The organism is Pseudomonas sp. SAS7 (assembly GCF_052112345.1).
GTDB lineage: Bacteria > Pseudomonadota > Gammaproteobacteria > Pseudomonadales > Pseudomonadaceae > Aquipseudomonas > Aquipseudomonas putida_Q.
In genome coordinates, this window is sequence record NZ_JBEGGO010000007.1 from 77,583 (window position 1) to 95,613 (window position 18,031).

The following is an 18,031-nucleotide window of genomic DNA, read 5'->3' on the forward strand; positions in this document are numbered from 1 at the left end:
CCCTTATATACCCCGCAGTAAGCGACAATTCATCCGTCAGGAGAACGTAACAACCATGATGCGCATTCTGTTGTTTGTGGCCACCAACCTTGCGGTGGTGCTGGTTGCAAGCATTACCTTGAGCCTGTTCGGTTTCAACGGGTTCATGGCCGCCAACGGGGTCGACCTGAACCTCAGCAGCCTGCTGGTGTTCTGCGCCGTGTTCGGCTTTGCCGGCTCCCTCGTCTCGCTGTTCATCTCCAAGTGGATGGCGAAGATGACCACCGGCACCCAGATCATCAGCCAGCCGCGCACCCGCCACGAGCAGTGGCTGCTGCAAACGGTCGAAGAGCTGTCCCGTGAAGCGGGTATCAAAATGCCCGAGGTGGGTATCTTCCCGGCGTACGAGGCCAACGCCTTCGCCACCGGCTGGAACCGCAACGACGCGCTGGTAGCCGTGTCCCAAGGCCTGCTGGAGCGTTTCTCGCCCGATGAAGTGCGGGCAGTGCTGGCCCACGAGATCGGCCACGTAGCCAACGGCGACATGGTCACCCTGGCGCTGGTACAGGGCGTGGTGAACACCTTCGTGATGTTCTTTGCACGTATCATCGGCAACTTCGTCGACAAGGTCATCTTCAAGAACGAAGAGGGCCAGGGCATTGCCTACTACGTGGCGACCATCGTTGCCGAGCTGATCCTGGGCATCCTGGCCAGCATGATCGTGATGTGGTTCTCGCGCCGCCGCGAGTACCGCGCCGACGAAGCCGGTGCACAGCTGGCCGGCACCTCCGCCATGATCGGCGCGCTGCAGCGCCTGCGTGTGGAGCAAGGCCTGCCGGTGCACATGCCCGACACCATGAAGGCCTTTGGCATCAACGGTGGCCTCAAGCACGGCCTGGCCGGGCTGCTGATGAGCCACCCACCACTGGAAGACCGTATCGAGGCCCTGCGCCGTCGCGGTTGATCCATCGGGTAATACAGAAAGGGCGACTTCGGTCGCCCTTTTTCGTATTACCGACCAAGCCGGTACACCCGCTCCAACAGACTGGAAACCCCGGCCTGCACAAACTTGGGGCTCTCCTGGATCACCTCCACCGCCTCCAGTTCATTCAGCTGCCACCCTGCAAACCCCTGCCGCACCTCTGCGTCCCCGACTGAAAACGGCGGCCCGGCCAGCAGTGACTGGTCATAGTCAAGGGTCACCAGCAATCCTCGGCAATTCGCCGGCAGCAAGGCCGTCAGGGCCTGCATGTACACCGCGCGCATCTGCGCTGGCAGTGCAATCAACGCCGCCCGGTCATATAGCCCCACGCAGTCGCCGACATCCTGCGCACGCAACGCAAAGAAATCACCACACCACAGCTCTACGTCACCACTGCGCCAAACCTCGAAGTCCCCGCGTTGCCGCACCTCGGCTTCAAGCCCATGCTCGCGGAAGAAATCTTCCACCGCCCGCCGCGACAGCTCCACACCCAACACGCGGTACCCCTGCCCGGCCAGCCAGGCTATGTCCAGGCTCTTGCCGCACAGCGGCACCAGCACTCGGCTACCAGGCTCAAGGCCCAGTGCCGGCCAGTGCGCCTGCAGGTACGAATTGACCTGCCCCTGGTGAAAGCCGATCTGGTTGTCGGCCCACCGCTTGTGCCAGAACGCTGGCTCCATGGTTGCTCCTTGTTTATCGAGTAAACCGATAGAAATCGCGTAAAACTTGCGATGGTTATCGATCAGTTTCTGATCGAAGATGAGTGCATCTTAACCTTCAGGACCTTGCCATGCTGCCCAGCCTGTTCATCTCCCATGGTTCCCCCATGCTCGCCCTGCACCCGGGTGCCAGCGGGCCGGCTTTGGCCGGGCTGGCCAACAGCCTGCCACGCCCCAAGGCCATCGTGGTGGTGTCGGCGCACTGGGAGAGCCGTGAGCTGCTGGTGACCAGCAGCGCACAGCCAGAAACCTGGCACGACTTCTACGGCTTTCCACCGGCATTGTATGCGGTGCAATACCCGGCGCCGGGCGAGCCTTCCCTGGCAGGCCAGGTCAGCGAGTTGCTGAAGGCTGCCGGGCTGCCAGCCCGGCTGGACGCTCAGCGCCCCTTCGATCATGGCGCCTGGGTACCACTGTCGCTGATGTACCCGGACGCGAGCATTCCCGTGGTGCAGGTTTCCCTGCCCAGCCACATGGGGCCGGCGCTGCAGGTGAAGGTGGGCCAGGCGCTGGCGAGCTTGCGTGCCGAGGGCATTTTGCTGGTGGGTTCGGGCAGCATCACCCATAACCTGGGGGAACTGGACTGGCACGCAGGGCCGGATGTGATCGAGCCGTGGGCGCTGGCGTTCAGGGATTGGGTGGTGGAGCGGCTACAGGCTGATGACCAGGCGGCATTGCTGGATTACCGGCGGCAGGCGCCGTTTGCGGTGCGTAACCACCCCAGTGATGAGCATTTGCTGCCGCTGTTCTTTGCCCTGGGGGCTGGGGGCAAGTTTGGGGTGGTGCATCAGGGGTTTACCCTGGGGGCGCTGGGGATGGATATATATCGGTTCGACTGAAGAATGCCGGGGGCGCTTTGCGCCCCTATCGCGGCACAAGGCCGCTCCTACAAGGGACCGCGTACCGCCATGGGCCTGTAGGAGCGGCCTTGTGCCGCGATAGGGCTGCAAAGCAGCCCCAAAATCCCACAGGCAAAAAAAATCCCCGACCTAGGCCGGGGATTTTTTTAGTGCGCCAGGATCAATCCTCGCGGTAGCGACGCAGCTTCAGCTGCTTGCCAGCCACGCGGGTGTCCTTGAGCTTGGACAGCAGCTTCTCGAGGCCGTCTTCCGGCAGCTCGACCAGGCTGAAGCTGTCGCGTACCTGGATACGGCCAATGGCGTCACGCGCCAGGCCACCTTCGTTGAGGATCGCGCCCAGCAGGTTCTTGGCAGCGATACCGTCACGAGCACCCAGGGCGGTACGGCAACGTACACGGCCTTCGGCCAGTGGCAGCGGCGCACGGCGCTCGCGGTCACCACGGTCAGGACGCTCGCCACGATCAGGACGCTCGCTACGCTCGCCACGCGGGGCACCAACGCCCGGCACCAGCGGCTGCTCACGCTCTACCGCAGCCAGGTCCAGCGCCTGGCCATTGGTGGCTTTGCGCAGCAGGGCCGAAGCCAGGGCACGCGCGCTGCAACCCAGGTCAGTGGTGAGGCGGTCGAACAGTTCGCCATGGGTGGCTTCTGCTTCGGCTACCAGCGGCGCCAGGCTCGAGGTCAGCTTCTTGATGCGGGCATCCAGCACGGCCTGGGCATTCGGCAGGCGGGCTTCGGCAACTTTCTGCCCGGTCACACGCTCAATCACCTGCAGCATGCGGCGCTCACGCGGGGTGACCAGCAGCAGCGCGCGGCCTTCGCGACCGGCACGGCCAGTACGGCCGATACGGTGCACGTAGGACTCCGGGTCGTACGGCATGTCAACGTTGAACACGTGAGTGATGCGCGGTACGTCCAGACCACGGGCAGCGACGTCGGTGGCGACGACGATGTCCAGGCGGCCATCCTTGAGCGAGTCGATCACGCGCTCACGCTGGTTCTGGGCGATGTCACCGTTCAGCGCAGCAGCCTTGTAGCCTTTGGCTTCCAGCGCGGCGGCCAGGTCCAGGGTGGCTTGCTTGGTACGCACGAAGGCGATCAGTGCGTCGAACTCTTCCACTTCCAGCAGACGCAGCACAGCCGGGATCTTCTGGTCGGCGTGGACCATCAGGTGGGCCTGGTCGATCGCGGTAACGGTCTGGGTCTTGGTCTGGATCTTGACGTGCTTGGGCTCGCGCAGGTGACGTTCGGCGATCGAGCGGATCGACGACGGCAGGGTAGCGGAGAACAGTACGGTCTGACGGGTAGCCGGGATTGCGTCGAAGATCACTTCGAGGTCATCCATGAAGCCCAGCTTCAGCATCTCGTCGGCTTCGTCCAGTACCAGGTACTGCACGGTGGACAGGACTTTTTCATCACGACGCAGGTGGTCGCACAGACGGCCAGGGGTGGCCACGACGATTTGCGCGCCGTTGCGGATTGCACGCAGCTGTGGGCCCATCGGGGCACCACCGTATACGGCAACCACGTTCACGCCCGGCATCTGCTTGGCGTAGGTTTCGAAAGCGGTAGCAACTTGCAGCGCCAACTCACGGGTTGGCGCCAGGATCAGGGCTTGCGGTTCGCGCTTGCTCACATCGATCTTGTTGAGGATCGGCAGGGCGAAGGCAGCGGTCTTGCCGGTGCCAGTCTGCGCCTGGCCGATCATGTCGTGACCGGCGAGGATGATCGGGATCGATTGTTGCTGAATGGCGGACGGCTCTTCGTAGCCGGTAGCCACAACAGCAGCAACAATGTTCGGATTAAGATCGAGAGCGGCGAAGCCGCCGGTTTCCTGGGTCATGGGTCTGCCTCTAGGTGCATCCGCAAAGACCCATGCTCCAAAGCTGCACATGCCTTGAAAGACCGTCAGGTCACCCAGGCAGCTTTGGCGGCGGGGATTTGCGAAAACGATTGAAAAAGAAAACGTGGGAAGGTCCGCCTAGCGGACGTGCAGCCGAAGCTGGACTCGGAGGATTTGCACCACCTGATTTTGCGGCCCGCTAAAAGACCGGCGCGTACTATACCCGAAATAGTGGAAGCCGTGAGGAATTTTTTCAGGGTGCAAAGCCATTACCGGGCCATCAAATAATCCACGCTGAATCGATAATCCCCACACTGACCGCGCCAGGCATTCACGTTGCTGGTCGAATCTCGCGAATCAACCCTTCCAGGCTATAACCCAGCTGCGGCGCCAGCGCTTCGGCCCGGGCCCGCAGCCCCTGCAGGTCCAGCGTCTGCTCAAGGTCAGCCGGCACCAGCAAGATCACATTGCCCTCCTTCACCGGCAGCTCCCAGTAATGCCGGTGGTACAACCCGCGCAGCAACGCTGCGCCCAGCGGCCTGCCGTCGTCGGTGGCCCACTGGTTGATCACCAGCCAGCCGCCCGGGTTAAGCTGCTGCTGGCAGTTTTCCAGAAAATTCCACGCCAGGTGCCCCACGCCCGGCCCGTGGTCGGTGTACAGGTCGACAAACAACAGGTCGGCCTTTTCGGCCGTGGGCAGCAACTCGATGGCGTCACCGATGCGCACATACAAACGAGGGTCGTCATCCAGGCCCAGGTGTTCCATGGCCAGGCGCGGTACGTCCGGGCGCAACTCGATGGCCTCGATGTCTTCAAGCGGCAAAAACTTCATGCACGCCTGGGTCAGCGTGCCGGCACCCAGGCCGAGAAACAACGCGCTCTCCGGCTGTTCATGGCACAGCGCCCCCACCAGCATGGCGCGGGTGTAGTCGTACTCCAGCCAGCTGGGGTCGGCCGTGAACACGCAGCTCTGCTCGATGGCATCGCCGAATTCCAGAAAGCGGTAGTCGTCTACTTCATACACGCTGATGACGCCAAAAGCGTCCTCTACCCGTGCCAGCAGCCGCTCTTCCCGTTCCGCCGTCATGCTCACCACCTACCCGCGCAAAAACGCGCATTGTCCGTCAACGCCCTTGATGCAACAAGCGCAGCGCCAACTGTTACCATGGCCTATAGCCTATAACCTACAAGACCGAGCCCGAGATGAACCAACCGTGGAGCCCTGACAGCTGGCGCGCACTGCCGATCCAGCAGCAACCGACCTACCCCGATGCCGCGCACCTGCTGAAGGTCGAACAGACCCTGGCCAGCTACCCGCCGCTGGTGTTCGCGGGCGAGGCGCGCGAACTGCGCAGGCAGTTTGCCGAGGTCACCGAAGGCCGCGCCTTCCTGCTCCAGGGCGGCGACTGCGCCGAGAGCTTCGCCGAGTTCTCGGCGGCCAAAATCCGCGACACCTTCAAGGTGCTATTGCAGATGGCCATCGTCATGACCTTCGCTGCCGGCTGCCCGGTGGTCAAGGTCGGGCGCATGGCCGGGCAGTTTGCCAAGCCACGCTCCTCGGGCGATGAAACCGTTGGCGACATCACCCTGCCCGCCTACCGCGGCGACATCGTCAACGGCATCGGCTTCGACCCCAAAAGCCGTATCCCCGACCCGGAGCGCCTGCTGCAGGCCTACCACCAGTCCACTGCCAGCCTCAACCTGCTGCGCGCCTTCGCCCAGGGCGGGTTTGCCGACCTGCACCAGGTGCACAAGTGGAACCTGGACTTCATCGCCAACTCGGCGCTGGCCGACAAGTATCACCAACTGGCCAACCGCATCGACGAAACCCTGGCATTCATGCGTGCCTGCGGCCTGGACAGCGCGCCGCAACTGCGCGAAACCAGTTTCTTCACCGCCCACGAAGCGCTGTTGCTGAACTATGAAGAAGCCTTCGTGCGCCAGGACAGCCTGACCGGCGACTACTACGACTGCTCGGCGCACATGCTGTGGATCGGCGACCGCACCCGCCAGCTCGACGGCGCCCACGTGGAGTTTTTGCGCGGCGTGCACAACCCGATCGGGGTCAAGGTCGGCCCCAGCATGAACCCCGAAGAGCTGATCCGCCTGATCGACACACTGAACCCGGCCAACGACCCCGGGCGCCTGAACCTGATCGTGCGCATGGGCGCAAGCAAGGTTGGCGGCCACCTGCCGGGGCTGATCCGCACCGTCGAGCGCGAGGGGCGCAAGGTACTGTGGAGCTCCGACCCGATGCACGGCAACACCATCAAGGCCAGCAGCGGCTACAAGACCCGCGACTTTGCGCAAATCCTGGATGAGGTGAAGCAGTTCTTCCAGGTGCACCAGGCCGAGGGCAGCCATGCCGGCGGCATTCATATCGAGATGACCGGGCAGAACGTCACCGAATGCATCGGCGGCGCCCGGCCGATCACCGAAGATGCGTTGTCTGACCGGTATCACACCCATTGTGACCCGCGGATGAACGCCGATCAGTCGCTGGAGCTGGCGTTTTTGATTGCCGAGACGTTGAAGCAGGTACGGCGGTGAGGTTGGGGCGCATGTCTTGAGTTTTGTGGCGACCGGGAGATCGAGCGCCGCGCGGGCGGCGCTCGATCTCCCGGTCGCCACAAAACTCAAGCCAGGCGCCCCGCCCCACACTCACTTCCTCAGCGGATCATCCCAGAAATGCCGCTCGGCCTCTTGCTGGATATCCGCCCGGCTCAACCCCAGGTCGTGCAAGGTAGCGTCACTGAGGCGGGCCAGCTCCTGGCGCTGGCGGTAAAGCTGCAGCCAGCGCGCCGGGCGTTGCAGGGCCGCATGCCACAGGTGGTTCAGGGAAAAGGCAGGTTGCTGGATGCTGCTGACATGACCTTTCATCGTGAAGCCCTCCGTGTTGGATGGCTTCAGTCTCGCGCCGGGCTTAAGATCAATCCAACGAATGTTTCTGATGCAATGCATCTCGGAGATTGATGCAATGTCCCAGTACCAGAGCCTCGATGCGGACGTTTTGCGCACCTTCGTCGCCATTGCCGAGCAAGGCGGTTTCACCCGCGCCGGCGAAGTGGTCAACCGCACCCAGTCGGCGGTGAGCATGCAGATGAAGCGCCTGGAGGAGGATATCCTGCAGCGCCAGCTGTTCGAGCGCGACGGCCGCCAGGTACGCCTGACCGCCGAGGGCCAGGTGCTGCTGGGCTATGCCCGGCGCATCCTCAAGCTGCATGGCGAGGTGTTCAACACCCTGCGCATGCCGCACATGGTCGGGCTGGTGCGCATTGGCACGCCCGACGACTATGCCATGCGTTTTCTGCCGACCATTTTGTCGAGCTTTGCCCAGGCCTACCCGCTGGTGCAGGTAGAGGTGCATTGCGACTCGTCCAAACAGCTGATGCTACGCCAGGACCTGGACCTGACCATCGTCACCCGCGAGCCAGGTAACGAGGTTGGCCAACTGCTGCGCCAGGAGCGCCTGGTATGGGCCGCCGCCGAAGGCTTTTGCCCGCAGGAGCAGCGGCCGATGCCCGTGGCGCTGTTCAATACCGACTGCTTCTGCCGGGCCTGGACCTGCAATGCTTTGGAAGCACAGGGTATCGACTACCGCATCGCCTATACCAGCCCCAGCCTGGCGGCGATCTTTGCCATTGTCACGGCGGGGTTGGCAGTGACGGCGCAGCTGCAAAGCCTGATTACCGGGAACATCCGCATACTAGGTGAACAGGACGGCCTGCCGCAGTTGCCGGTGGCCAATGTGATGCTGGTACGCAGCACACAGAACCCATCGCCAATTACCGACTGCATGGCCGATTACATCGTTGAGGGTTTCAAGTAACTGGGGCCTGTGGGAGCGGGCTTGTCCCGCGAATGGGCCGCAACGCGGCCCCACATTCTCACAGTTCAAACCCCAGCATCACCGCACACACCACCAAAAACACACAGAACATCGCCCGCAATACCTTCTCCGGCAACGCATGGGCCAACTTCACCCCCCAGCTGATGCTGAGCAAGCCCCCCACCGCCAACGGAATCCCCACCCCCCAGTCAACACTGTGGTGCACACCATAGGTCACCAGCGTCACCAAGGTACTGGGCGCCGCCAGCGCCAGCGAAAGCCCCTGCGCCACCACCTGGGTGGTGCCGAACACACTGGTCAGGATAGGCGTGGCAACCACCGCCCCGCCCACGCCGAACAAGCCGCCCATGGTGCCGGCAAAGCTGCCCAGCACGCCCAACCATGGCCAGGCATAACGCAACTCGGCACTGGGCGGAGACACTTTCATGAACATCCGCGCCACATTCCACACCGCCAGGGCCACCAGAAAGCCGACAAAGCCCAGGCGCATGGAGTGCGCATCCAGCCCCACGGCCCAGATCGACCCCAGCCAGGCGAACAGGAAACTGCACGCCGACAACGGCAAGGCATGGCGCAATTCGATACGGTTGCGCTGGTGATAGCGCCATAACGCCAGCAGCACGTTCGGCACCACCATCACCAGCGCCGTGCCCTGCGCCAACTGCTGGTCCAGGCCAAACAGCACGCCCAGCGCGGGAATCGCGATCAGCCCGCCACCAATGCCGAACAAGCCCCCCATGGTGCCCAAGGCAGCGCCCAGCACGATATACAACAACCACTCAATCATCAGGGCCTCGTTCGCCTGTACAGATAATGCGAGCATGCTAACGGCTGTGTGCTGGCGGGGAAACGCACAGCAGCGCACAATGGCTATGCGTTTTTCGCAAAAGCAAGGCAGCCATGAGCCCCGATACCCTCACCGACCAGTTGAGCCTGTTCCTCGATGTGCTGGAGACCGGCAGTTTTTCCGCCGCCGCTCGGCGCCATCCGCTGACCCCGTCCGCGGTGGCCCGGCGCATCGATAACCTGGAAAATGCCGTCGGCAGCCGCCTGTTCACCCGCAGCACCCACGCGGTGCGCGCCACACCCGCCGGCAATGCCTTTGCCGAGCGGGCCAGGCGCATCATCGAGGAGCTGCGCCTGGCCCGGGCCGAGGCGGTATCGCTGAGCAACGCCCCTGAAGGCCTGATCCGCATCGACGCCCCCGCCGCGTTCGGCCGTCGCCACCTGGCCCCGGCCATCGCCGACTTCCTGGTGGCCTACCCAGGCCTGGACGTGCAACTGCGCCTGATCGACAGCTTCGTCGACCTGCATGGCAGCCACTTGGGCGAGGTCGACCTGGTGCTGCGCGCCGGCCCCTTGGCCGATACCCGGCTGGTGGCCACGCCACTGGCCTACATGGTGCGCATCGCCTGCGCCAGCCCGGCCTACCTGGCCAGCCGCGGTGTGCCCACATGCCCCAGCGAACTGCCCGGGCACGACGGCCTGGACTGGGACGGCCTGGCACCGCCGTTCGCCTGGCGCTTCAACGTGGCCGGGCAAACCCGCCTGTACCGCCCCGCGCGCATGCGCATGGCCGCCAACAATGCCGAAACCCTGCTGTTCGGCGCCCTCGCCGGCTTGGGTGTTGCTCACCTGCCCACCTGGCTGATCAGCGAATACCTGCTGCGGGGCGAGCTGGTGCCGCTGTTTTGCGACGGCGGCCTGCCCGAAGCCGAGACCAGCGGCATTTATGCGCTACGCCTGGAACATGAAACGAACTCTCGCAGCCGTTTGCTGCTCGAATTCCTCAAGAGCCGCTTCAGCCCGATTCCACCCTGGGACCTGGCCTTGCGCAGTGAACTGCGTGAGTAATGCGCGCACTAAAAACAAGCGTGCCAGAATTCCCCATTGATCAATTTCAAGGACCTGCATGAACGCCGACACCCAAGCCTCTTGCGACGAGCTGCTGCTGGACAACCAGGTCTGCTTCGCCCTGCACTCCACCTCGTTGCTGATGACCAAAGTCTATAAACCGCTGCTGCAAGCCTTGGGCCTGACCTACCCCCAGTACCTGGCCATGCTGGTGCTGTGGGAGCGTGACGATCTGACCGTGGGCGAAATCAGCCAGCACCTGCTGACCGACCCAGGCTCGCTCACCCCGCTGCTCAAGCGCCTGGAAAGCGAAGGCCTGCTGCAGCGCAACCGTAGCCGGGAAGACGAGCGGGTGGTGATGGTGCAGCTGACCGACAAAGGCCGCGCCCTGCAACAGCAGGCCAAAGAGGTGCCGCAGTGCATCCTCAAGGCTAGCGGGCGCAGCCTGGAGCAGTTGCAGCAACTGCAAGCCGACTTGCTGAACCTGCGCGAGAACCTGCAGAAAAACCTCTGACAGCTATGCTGTGCAATGGCCGTTCGGACGAGCGGTGACGATTTATCTTGCGCACTAATTAATTGCGCGCTAATTTAAATCCCACACCAACCCGCGCCCTCCTTCAACCGGGAGCGCACAGCACATTAGCGAGGCTCAAGATGCAAAAGGTCAATCCGCTGTACATCGCAGAAGCTACCTCCACCGGTGGGCGCGACGGCAAATCCAAGTCCAGCGACGGCAAGCTGGTCGTCAGCCTGAGCACCCCCAAGGAACTGGGCGGCGCAGGCGGTGACGGCACCAACCCCGAGCAACTGTTCGCCGCCGGTTACTCGGCCTGCTTCATCGGCGCCCTCAAATTTGTAGCTGGGAAAGACAAGAAAGCCCTGCCGGCAGAGGCCTCGATCACCGCCAAGGTGGGCATCGGCGAGATTCCGGGCGGTTTCGGCCTGGACATCGACCTGCACATCAACCTGCCGGGCCTGGCCCAGGCCGATGCCGAAGGGCTGGTGGAGAAGGCGCACCAGGTGTGCCCTTACTCCAATGCCACCCGCGGGAACGTGGATGTGCGCCTGCACGTAACCGTCTAAGGCGGTAAATCTGACGGTTTGCGCGATTCTCTGTAGGAGCAGCCTTGTGCTGCGAAGAGGCCGGTAGGGCAAAAGATCATCTTCGGCTGCAATGGCCTCTTCGCAGCACAAGGCTGCTCCTACAGGATGCTGAGTTAGCCATGGGTCATAGGCCGTCAGAGCAAGCATCGAGAACTGGCGAAAACACAGGCACAAAAAAACCCGGCCGAGACCGGGTTTTTTGTGCTCATTGCAAGAAGGATTACTTCTTGGAACGGCCCTTGTACACGCCACCTTCGCGAGTGTCGATGTCGATCCACTCGTCGATGTTGATGAAGTCGGCAACCTGCAGTTCGGTACCGTTCTTCAGCTTGGCAGGCTTCATGACCTTGCCCGAGGTGTCGCCGCGAGCAGCGTTCTCGGTGTAGACAACCTGACGGCTGATGGTGGTCGGCAGTTCAACCGATACCAGACGGCCTTCGAAGAATACGGCTTCGCAGACGTCTTCCATGCCTTCTTCGATGAACGGCAGAACGGCTTCGATGTCCTCGGCGTTCAGCTCGTACATGGTGTAGTCGGTGGTGTCCATGAAGGTGTACGAGTCACCGCTGATGAACGACAGGGTCGCTTCTTTGCGATCCAGGATCACGTCGTCCAGCTTGTCGTCCGCACCGTATACGGTTTCGGTCTTGTAGCCGGTCAGCAGGTTTTTCAGCTTGGTCTTCATGATCGCGCTGTTACGGCCCGACTTGGTGAACTCAGCTTTTTGAACCAGCCATGGGTCGTTGTCGATCCGCAGGACGGTACCGGGTTTCAGTTCTTTACCAGTTTTCATTACGAAGTATCCGAATCTGGATGGATTTATAAAAATCGAGGCCGCGTATCATAGCGAATTTCGGTAAAAGTGTACTAGCGCTGTGGCAAGGTCCGGCTGAGCGGCCTGCCGCATCGCCCAAAGCCGGGCATGCTGTTGCAGTTCTGGCCAGTGCTGGCGGGCTGCCTGCCACGCCTGGCGCATGTCGCCGTTCATGTTCCAGGCACGCCACAACCCCAGCAGCGCTCCGTCGGCTTTATCTGATAGGCCGCGTCGATAATGCGCCAGAAACGCTTCGAGCTTTTCCCAGTGGGTGTTCTCGTCCTGTACATAGATGTGCCACAGCATCGGTTGCCCGGCCCACTGCGCACGCACGAACGAGTCTTCGCCACGCACCGCGTTGAAATCGCAACTCCACAGCAGCCGGTCGAAGTCGTCCTGGCTGACGAAAGGCAGCACCTGCACGGTCAGCGCCCCGCGCTTGCGCACGCTGCCCACTGGCAGCGGCGCCTCGCCAAGCCACTTGCTCAGCCCCGCGACGATGCGCCCTTGCGGCACCAGCAGGTGGCACGGTTGCGCGGCTATGGCCAAGGCATCCAGCCAGTTGGCCAACTGCGGGTTTTCGTAGGCGAACAACGAAACCAGTAATGCCCCCTCCTCGGGCGCTACACCCAGCCCCTGCAGAAACGCCTGGCGTGCCCCGGCCGACTGCTGGAATGCGTCACGCCGCGCCAGCAACGAGCCCTCGCGCAGCAGTCCGCCGGTTTTCTCGGTAAAGCCGGGGAAGAAAAACACCTTGCGCAGGCCGTTGGACTGCGGCGAAGGCAAGCCATGGCAGCCCTCCACCCAGTCCTCGGCACTGAGATATTCAAGGTTCAGCCACAGCGGCGGCGTGGCGCGGGCACGCATGGCCTCGACATAGGCCGCCGGCAACTGGCATGCGAAGGCACCGATTACCACATCCGCCGGTGCCACCGGCAGCCAGGCCGCCGGCCACTGACGCACCTCCACACCGTGCTGCCACTGCTGCGCAGCGCTGGCATCCGCCCCTGGGCACATCGGCGTGAACGCGTTCAGGTCGTCTACCCACAGGCGCACCGCCAAGCCATGCTCAGCCACCAGTTGCCGGGCCAGGCGCCAGGTCACGCCTATATCGCCGTAGTTGTCGACGACACTGCAGAAAATGTCCCAGGTGGCTTTCATCCGCCCCTCCCGTTCTGGTGCAAAAACCGCGAATTCTGCGGATAAATTGTCGCCGACAAAAGCACCCGCACGGAAACATGCCCAAGCGCATGCGACAATGCACCCAACCTACCCTGCCAGGAGGCTGCCATGGCCCGCCACCGTGAACTCAAAATCACCCTCAAGCCGCTGCCGTTGATTGTATGCGTTGCCTTTGGCCTGTGGCTGGGCGCCGTGGCCATTGCCGTGAGCCTGTGGCTGGCGCTGCAACTGTGGCCACAGCAGGTGCAGCCGCTGGCCCAGGCCGTGGCCCCCGGCGTGTACCGGCCTGCGGCCCCCTCGGCGCCAGCCCCGGCACAAGACGCCCAGGCCGAGATGTTCGAGCACTACAAGGACATGCTGCGCAAACAGGAACTGCAACAGGCCGCCGAGGCCGCCCAGGGCAACCCGCACAACCTCAACAGCCCCAAATGCCAGTTCTGGATGCAGCAGAACCGCACCGCACCCACTGACAAAAGCCAGGCCAACGTGCTGGAGTTCTGTTACTGACCATGGACAAGACCCGCCTGCTGGCGCAGATCGTCGCCACCCTCGAGCATGACCTCGACGTGCTGACCCGCGCGGCGCAAAGCGCCTACGAAACTGCCACCGCCGAAGAGAACATTGCCGAGAACAAGTACGACACCCTGGGCCTGGAAGCGTCGTACCTGGCCACCGGCCAGGCCCGCCGCAGCGCCGAAATCCGCCAGGCGCTGCTGATCTACCAGCAATTGCTGCTGCGCGACCATGACCCGGCCCGCGGGGTGCAGATCAGCAACCTGGTGACCCTGGAAGATGAAGCTGGCGGGCAGCGCCGGTTGTTCCTCGGGCCTGAGGCGGCGGGGTTGAAGATTGGCGAGGGGGATGAGTTGGTGACCGTGATCACCCCGCGCTCTCCGCTGGGGCAGCAATTGATGGGCAAGCGGGTGGATGATGAGGTGAGGCTGGGGGCGCAGGCATTGTTCATTACGGATATTGCCTGACCGGGCCCTATCGCCCGCAAGCCAGCTCCCACAGGGACCCCGCGATATTCAGGCCTGTGGTAATCCTGTAGGAGCTGGCTTGCCGGCGATAGAGCCACTACAGGCAATACACAGCTAAAGGGTTTGCAAGGCATCGAAGCGCCCCGCCAACCCCTGCTCGGCAAACTGCTCCACCACATAGTCGATAAACGCCCGGGTCTTGCCCGGCATCAGCTTGTGCTCGGCAAAATACAGGCTGATATGCCCGTCATCCACGTACCAGTCCGGCAACACTCGCCGCAGCCGACCACCCTGCAAGTAAGGCACGGCAAACGGCAGGCTCACCAAGGCAATCCCCAGCCCCTGCTCGGCCACCGCGCAAGCCGCGTCCGAATCGCTCATGGTCATCGCCTGGCGCAGTTGCATCGGCTGTTGCACCTGCCAGCGGCTGGTCAACGGCCACGAGCGCACCCGCCCGGTCTGCGGTGAGCGGATCAGGATGCCATCGTGGCGCTGCAGCACCTGCGGCTCGTCAATCGGCGCGTGCCGCTGCAGATAGGCCGGTGCTGCCACCAGCACCCGGTGGGCCGGGGTCAGCTTGCGCGCCACCACCCCCGGCGGCAGATCGAAACCACCGCCAATCGCTGCATCGAAGCCTTGGCCGATCAGGTCGACCTGGCGGTTGTCGAAATGCCAGTCCGGGGTAATGGCCGGGTAGCGGCGCAAGAACTCGCCCAGCAAAGGCAACACATACAAACGCCCGAACACCGTGCCCATGCTCACCCGCAACAGCCCGGCTGGCTGGCCTTCGGCGCTGGCCAGGTTGGCCACGGCGTACTGGATAGTGCGGAAGCTGTCGCCGACCTCGCCAAGAAAACGCTGCCCCGCCTCCGTCAAGGTGAGCTTGCGGGTACTACGCTGGAACAACCGCACGCCCAGGCGCGCCTCCAGCTGGGCCACATGCTTGCCCACGGCGGCAGGGGTAATGCTCAGGCGCCTGGCAGCCTCGGCAAAACTGCCAACTTCGGCACTGCGGATGAAGCATTCCAACGCGTTGAACGATTCCACGGCCATGATTAGCAACCAAAGGTTTACTCTGCTGATAGTGATTGCCATCTTATCAGCAGGTAATCAAGCGCCGATACTTTGCCCATCCAAGGCATTTCGGCCTGGCTTCCAGCAGGAGATCAGCATGTCCAAGCAACTTTCACTCGAAGGCAAAGTGGCCCTGGTTCAGGGCGGTTCCCGCGGCATAGGCGCAGCCATCGTGCGGCGCCTGGCCCGCGAAGGTGCGCAGGTGGCCTTCACCTATGTCAGCTCCGCAGGCCCGGCAGAAGAGCTGGCCCGCGAAATTACCGAAAACGGTGGCAAAGCCCTGGCCCTGCGGGCCGACAGCGCCGACGCAGCCGCCGTGCAAATGGCAGTGGATGACGCCGTGAAGGCCTTCGGCAGGCTGGATATCCTGGTCAACAACGCGGGCGTGCTGACGGTGGCACCGGTGACCGAATTCGACCTGGCCGACTTCGACCGCATGCTGGCGGTGAACGTGCGCAGCGTGTTTGTCGCCAGCCAGGCCGCAGCGCGCTACATGGGCCAGGGCGGGCGCATCATCAATATCGGCAGTACCAACGCCGAGCGCATGCCCTTTGCCGGTGGAGCGCCTTACGCCATGAGCAAGTCGGCGCTGGTTGGCCTGACCCGTGGCATGGCGCGTGACCTGGGGCCACAGGGCATTACCGTGAACAACGTACAGCCGGGGCCGGTGGACACCGACATGAACCCCGCCAGTGGCGAGTTTGCCGAGAGCCTGATCCCGTTGATGGCGATTGGGCGGTATGGCGAGCCGGAAGAGATTGCCAGCTTTGTGGCGTACCTGGCGGGGCCGGAGGCGGGGTATATCACCGGGGCAAGTCTGACCATTGATGGTGGGTTTGCAGCTTGAGTTGATGGGTTGCCTGTTCTGGCCCCATCAGCAACCCCACAGGCCTTGAACCTGTGGGGTTGCTGATGGGGCCAGAACAGGATGGTTGATTGAAAACCAAACATTGGTGTCATGCCTGATACTTCTTGATAATTCCCCGCTTGACTACTGCCCGCCACGAGATCCCCATGAACGCCCCCACTCTCAGCCGCGCCATGATCCTGCTGATGGCCACCGCCACCGGCCTGGCCGTGGCCAGCAACTACTACGCCCAACCACTGCTGCACAGCATCGCCCAGCAGTTCGGGCTGAGCACTGCCAGCGCCGGCAGTATCGTCATCGCCGCGCAGCTCAGTTATGGCGCCGGCCTGTTGCTGCTGGCGCCACTGGGTGACCTGTTCGAGCAGCGCCGGCTGATCACCGTGATGACCGCCATTGCTACCCTGGGCCTGGTGATCAGTGCCTGTGCGCCAAGCCTGCCCTGGCTGCTCCTCGGCACGGCGCTGACCGGGTTGTTCTCGGTGGTGGCGCAGATCCTCGTGCCCATGGCCGCGGCCCTCAGCGAGCCGCATCAGCGTGGCCGTGCAGTCGGCACACTGATGAGCGGCCTGCTGCTGGGCATCCTGCTGGCACGTACCGCTGCTGGTTTCACGGCAGAACTGGGCGGCTGGCGCAGCATCTATGTGCTAGCCGCTGTGCTGATGGCGGTCACTGCCGTGGCGCTGTACCGCAGCCTGCCGCAGCACCACAGCCATGCCGGGCTGAAGTACCCGGCGCTGATAGGCTCGGTGTTCCGCCTGTTTGTTGAAGAACCGGTGCTGCGCCTGCGCTCGCTGCTCGGCCTGCTGGCGTTCAGCCTGTTCGCCTTGTTCTGGACACCCCTGGCATTCCTGCTGAGCAACGGGCCGTACCACTATTCGGATGCGGTGATCGGCCTGTTCGGCCTGGCGGGTGCAGCCGGTGCGCTGTCGGCCAACTGGGCCGGGCGCCTGGCCGACCGCGGCAAGGGCGCGCTTGGCACCACCGTTGGCCTGGTGGTCTTGCTGCTGTCGTGGGTGCCGCTGGGCTTTGCCCAGCAGTCGTTGCTGGCGCTGCTGCTGGGCGTGCTGATGCTCGACCTGGCGGTGCAGTTGGTGCACGTGAGCAACCAGAACGCGGTGATTGCCCTGCGCCCCGAGGCACGCACGCGGCTGAATGCCGGGTATATCACCTGCTACTTCATTGGCGGGGCGCTGGGGTCGTTATTGGGCACGCAATTGTTCCAGCATCAGGGCTGGATGGGCATCGTGGTAGCGGGCCTGGTGATTGGCGGGCTGGCGTTGCTGGTTTGGAGCCTGGCCGAGCGTAAGCGCAAGAACACCTTGCAGGTGGCCTGAAAAATTCTTGCTGGCCTCTTCGCGGGCATTAGCCACGGCGACCATGCACCGCACTACCCTCCGTCGCATGGTCGTTGACTTGCCTGCCCGTGCAGCGCTCATTAGGCGCTGGTCAATGCCCTTTCCCGACAGGACGACGTTATGACAAGACTCACGGTGCAATCCGGCGATTTCTTGCAAGGTGAAGGCGAGTATCGCAATGGATCGCTCACACTCAAGACCCCGCGCAGCCCTTCCCCGGGTGAGCGGATTTCCCTGGCCCGCATCAGCGACCTCAGGCTGGCCAGCCTCGAAACCAACCGCAGCCTGGGCAGCGCCCTGGGCTGGGGCGTCGCCGGGGCCCTGGTGGCCGGGCCGGTGGGGCTGCTTGCCGGGCTGTGGCTCGGCGGCAAGGAGCAAGAAGCCACCTTCCTGGCCACCTTCAAGGATGGGCGCAAGCTCATGGCCATTACCGATGGCAAAACCTGGTCGAAGATCGATGACAGCTGGCGCCAGCACAAGCGCCCCGCCAACCAGGGCTGAATATCGCGGGGCCTGGATCGTTTTATGCTGAAGGCGGCTGCTAAGATGCCGCCTTTTTCATGGCCT

20 protein-coding genes are annotated in these 18,031 nt (G+C 63.3%); 12 read left to right on the top strand and 8 right to left on the bottom strand.

From position 1 onward, the window contains the following. Window positions 1-55: 55 nt before the first annotated feature. On the top strand, window positions 56-943 hold the full coding sequence (gene htpX / locus ABI582_RS13060; protein WP_016500929.1) for a protease HtpX: 888 nt from the start codon (window positions 56-58) through the stop codon (window positions 941-943). A 47-nt stretch (window positions 944-990) separates the two neighbouring features. Here the strand turns inward: htpX and ABI582_RS13065 are convergent, their stop codons facing one another. Further along, entirely contained in the window at window positions 991-1,641 is a 651-nt protein-coding gene (locus ABI582_RS13065; RefSeq protein ID WP_442119375.1) for a thiopurine S-methyltransferase, read from the bottom strand. A 110-nt stretch (window positions 1,642-1,751) separates the two neighbouring features. Here ABI582_RS13065 and ABI582_RS13070 point away from each other — a divergent pair, with 110 nt between their 5' ends. Beyond that, complete coding sequence (locus ABI582_RS13070) at window positions 1,752-2,519, top strand: DODA-type extradiol aromatic ring-opening family dioxygenase (RefSeq protein ID WP_338746481.1); 768 nt, start codon at window positions 1,752-1,754, stop codon at window positions 2,517-2,519. Between the two features lie 181 nt (window positions 2,520-2,700). On the opposite strand, the gene ABI582_RS13075 is transcribed toward ABI582_RS13070, so the two are convergent. Together ABI582_RS13075 and ABI582_RS13080 are read right to left on the bottom strand one after the other, a co-directional pair. Next, on the bottom strand, window positions 2,701-4,383 hold the full coding sequence (locus ABI582_RS13075; protein ID WP_016500932.1) for a DEAD/DEAH box helicase: 1,683 nt from the start codon (window positions 4,381-4,383) through the stop codon (window positions 2,701-2,703). A 331-nt stretch (window positions 4,384-4,714) separates the two neighbouring features. Further along, complete coding sequence (locus tag ABI582_RS13080; RefSeq protein WP_442119376.1) at window positions 4,715-5,470, bottom strand: spermidine synthase; 756 nt, start codon at window positions 5,468-5,470, stop codon at window positions 4,715-4,717. 116 nt (window positions 5,471-5,586) lie between these two features. Here ABI582_RS13080 and ABI582_RS13085 point away from each other — a divergent pair, with 116 nt between their 5' ends. Next, window positions 5,587-6,933: a class II 3-deoxy-7-phosphoheptulonate synthase gene (locus tag ABI582_RS13085; protein WP_442119377.1), complete on the top strand. Its 1,347-nt coding sequence runs from the start codon at window positions 5,587-5,589 to the stop codon at window positions 6,931-6,933. Window positions 6,934-7,044: 111 nt separating this feature from the next. Here the strand turns inward: ABI582_RS13085 and ABI582_RS13090 are convergent, their stop codons facing one another. After that, on the bottom strand, window positions 7,045-7,263 hold the full coding sequence (locus ABI582_RS13090; protein WP_012271115.1) for a DUF1127 domain-containing protein: 219 nt from the start codon (window positions 7,261-7,263) through the stop codon (window positions 7,045-7,047). Window positions 7,264-7,360: 97 nt separating this feature from the next. Here ABI582_RS13090 and ABI582_RS13095 point away from each other — a divergent pair, with 97 nt between their 5' ends. Beyond that, entirely contained in the window at window positions 7,361-8,212 is an 852-nt protein-coding gene (locus ABI582_RS13095; protein ID WP_338746478.1) for a LysR substrate-binding domain-containing protein, read from the top strand. Between the two features lie 58 nt (window positions 8,213-8,270). Here ABI582_RS13095 and ABI582_RS13100 read toward each other — a convergent pair whose 3' ends face one another. Next, window positions 8,271-9,020 (bottom strand): sulfite exporter TauE/SafE family protein, encoded by a 750-nt coding sequence (locus ABI582_RS13100; protein ID WP_043203761.1) that lies wholly within the window; start codon window positions 9,018-9,020, stop codon window positions 8,271-8,273. 113 nt (window positions 9,021-9,133) lie between these two features. Here ABI582_RS13100 and ABI582_RS13105 point away from each other — a divergent pair, with 113 nt between their 5' ends. The 3 genes from ABI582_RS13105 to ABI582_RS13115 all read left to right on the top strand — a co-directional run bounded on the left by ABI582_RS13105 (window position 9,134) and on the right by ABI582_RS13115 (window position 11,170). Beyond that, the gene (locus ABI582_RS13105; RefSeq protein WP_156859374.1) at window positions 9,134-10,087 is read left to right on the top strand and encodes a LysR family transcriptional regulator; all 954 of its coding nucleotides are present in this window, start codon (window positions 9,134-9,136) and stop codon (window positions 10,085-10,087) included. A 58-nt stretch (window positions 10,088-10,145) separates the two neighbouring features. Continuing rightward, on the top strand, window positions 10,146-10,601 hold the full coding sequence (locus ABI582_RS13110; protein ID WP_019473421.1) for a MarR family winged helix-turn-helix transcriptional regulator: 456 nt from the start codon (window positions 10,146-10,148) through the stop codon (window positions 10,599-10,601). Window positions 10,602-10,741: 140 nt separating this feature from the next. Further along, on the top strand, window positions 10,742-11,170 hold the full coding sequence (locus tag ABI582_RS13115; protein ID WP_338746476.1) for an organic hydroperoxide resistance protein: 429 nt from the start codon (window positions 10,742-10,744) through the stop codon (window positions 11,168-11,170). Window positions 11,171-11,411: 241 nt separating this feature from the next. Here ABI582_RS13115 and ABI582_RS13120 read toward each other — a convergent pair whose 3' ends face one another. Both ABI582_RS13120 and earP read right to left on the bottom strand, forming a co-directional pair. Further along, window positions 11,412-11,984 (bottom strand): elongation factor P, encoded by a 573-nt coding sequence (locus ABI582_RS13120; protein ID WP_028634770.1) that lies wholly within the window; start codon window positions 11,982-11,984, stop codon window positions 11,412-11,414. A gap of 48 nt (window positions 11,985-12,032) precedes the next feature. Continuing rightward, window positions 12,033-13,166, bottom strand: a complete 1,134-nt coding sequence (gene earP / locus ABI582_RS13125) for an elongation factor P maturation arginine rhamnosyltransferase EarP (protein WP_442119378.1) — start codon at window positions 13,164-13,166, stop codon at window positions 12,033-12,035. Between the two features lie 129 nt (window positions 13,167-13,295). Between earP and ABI582_RS13130 the strand changes: the two genes are divergently transcribed. Together ABI582_RS13130 and ABI582_RS13135 are read left to right on the top strand one after the other, a co-directional pair. Continuing rightward, window positions 13,296-13,694: a hypothetical protein gene (locus ABI582_RS13130; protein ID WP_442119379.1), complete on the top strand. Its 399-nt coding sequence runs from the start codon at window positions 13,296-13,298 to the stop codon at window positions 13,692-13,694. 2 nt (window positions 13,695-13,696) lie between these two features. After that, complete coding sequence (locus tag ABI582_RS13135; RefSeq protein WP_442119380.1) at window positions 13,697-14,167, top strand: GreA/GreB family elongation factor; 471 nt, start codon at window positions 13,697-13,699, stop codon at window positions 14,165-14,167. Window positions 14,168-14,281: 114 nt separating this feature from the next. Here ABI582_RS13135 and ABI582_RS13140 read toward each other — a convergent pair whose 3' ends face one another. Next, window positions 14,282-15,220: a LysR family transcriptional regulator gene (locus ABI582_RS13140; protein ID WP_442119381.1), complete on the bottom strand. Its 939-nt coding sequence runs from the start codon at window positions 15,218-15,220 to the stop codon at window positions 14,282-14,284. A gap of 118 nt (window positions 15,221-15,338) precedes the next feature. On the opposite strand from ABI582_RS13140, the gene ABI582_RS13145 reads away from it, so the two are divergent. From ABI582_RS13145 to ABI582_RS13155, 3 genes are all read left to right on the top strand, one after another. Beyond that, window positions 15,339-16,088 (top strand): 3-oxoacyl-ACP reductase family protein, encoded by a 750-nt coding sequence (locus ABI582_RS13145; RefSeq protein WP_442119382.1) that lies wholly within the window; start codon window positions 15,339-15,341, stop codon window positions 16,086-16,088. Window positions 16,089-16,255: 167 nt separating this feature from the next. Beyond that, entirely contained in the window at window positions 16,256-17,443 is a 1,188-nt protein-coding gene (locus ABI582_RS13150) for an MFS transporter (RefSeq protein WP_442119383.1), read from the top strand. A 141-nt stretch (window positions 17,444-17,584) separates the two neighbouring features. Further along, the gene (locus tag ABI582_RS13155; protein WP_016500947.1) at window positions 17,585-17,965 is read left to right on the top strand and encodes a hypothetical protein; all 381 of its coding nucleotides are present in this window, start codon (window positions 17,585-17,587) and stop codon (window positions 17,963-17,965) included. Window positions 17,966-18,031: the final 66 nt, after the last annotated feature.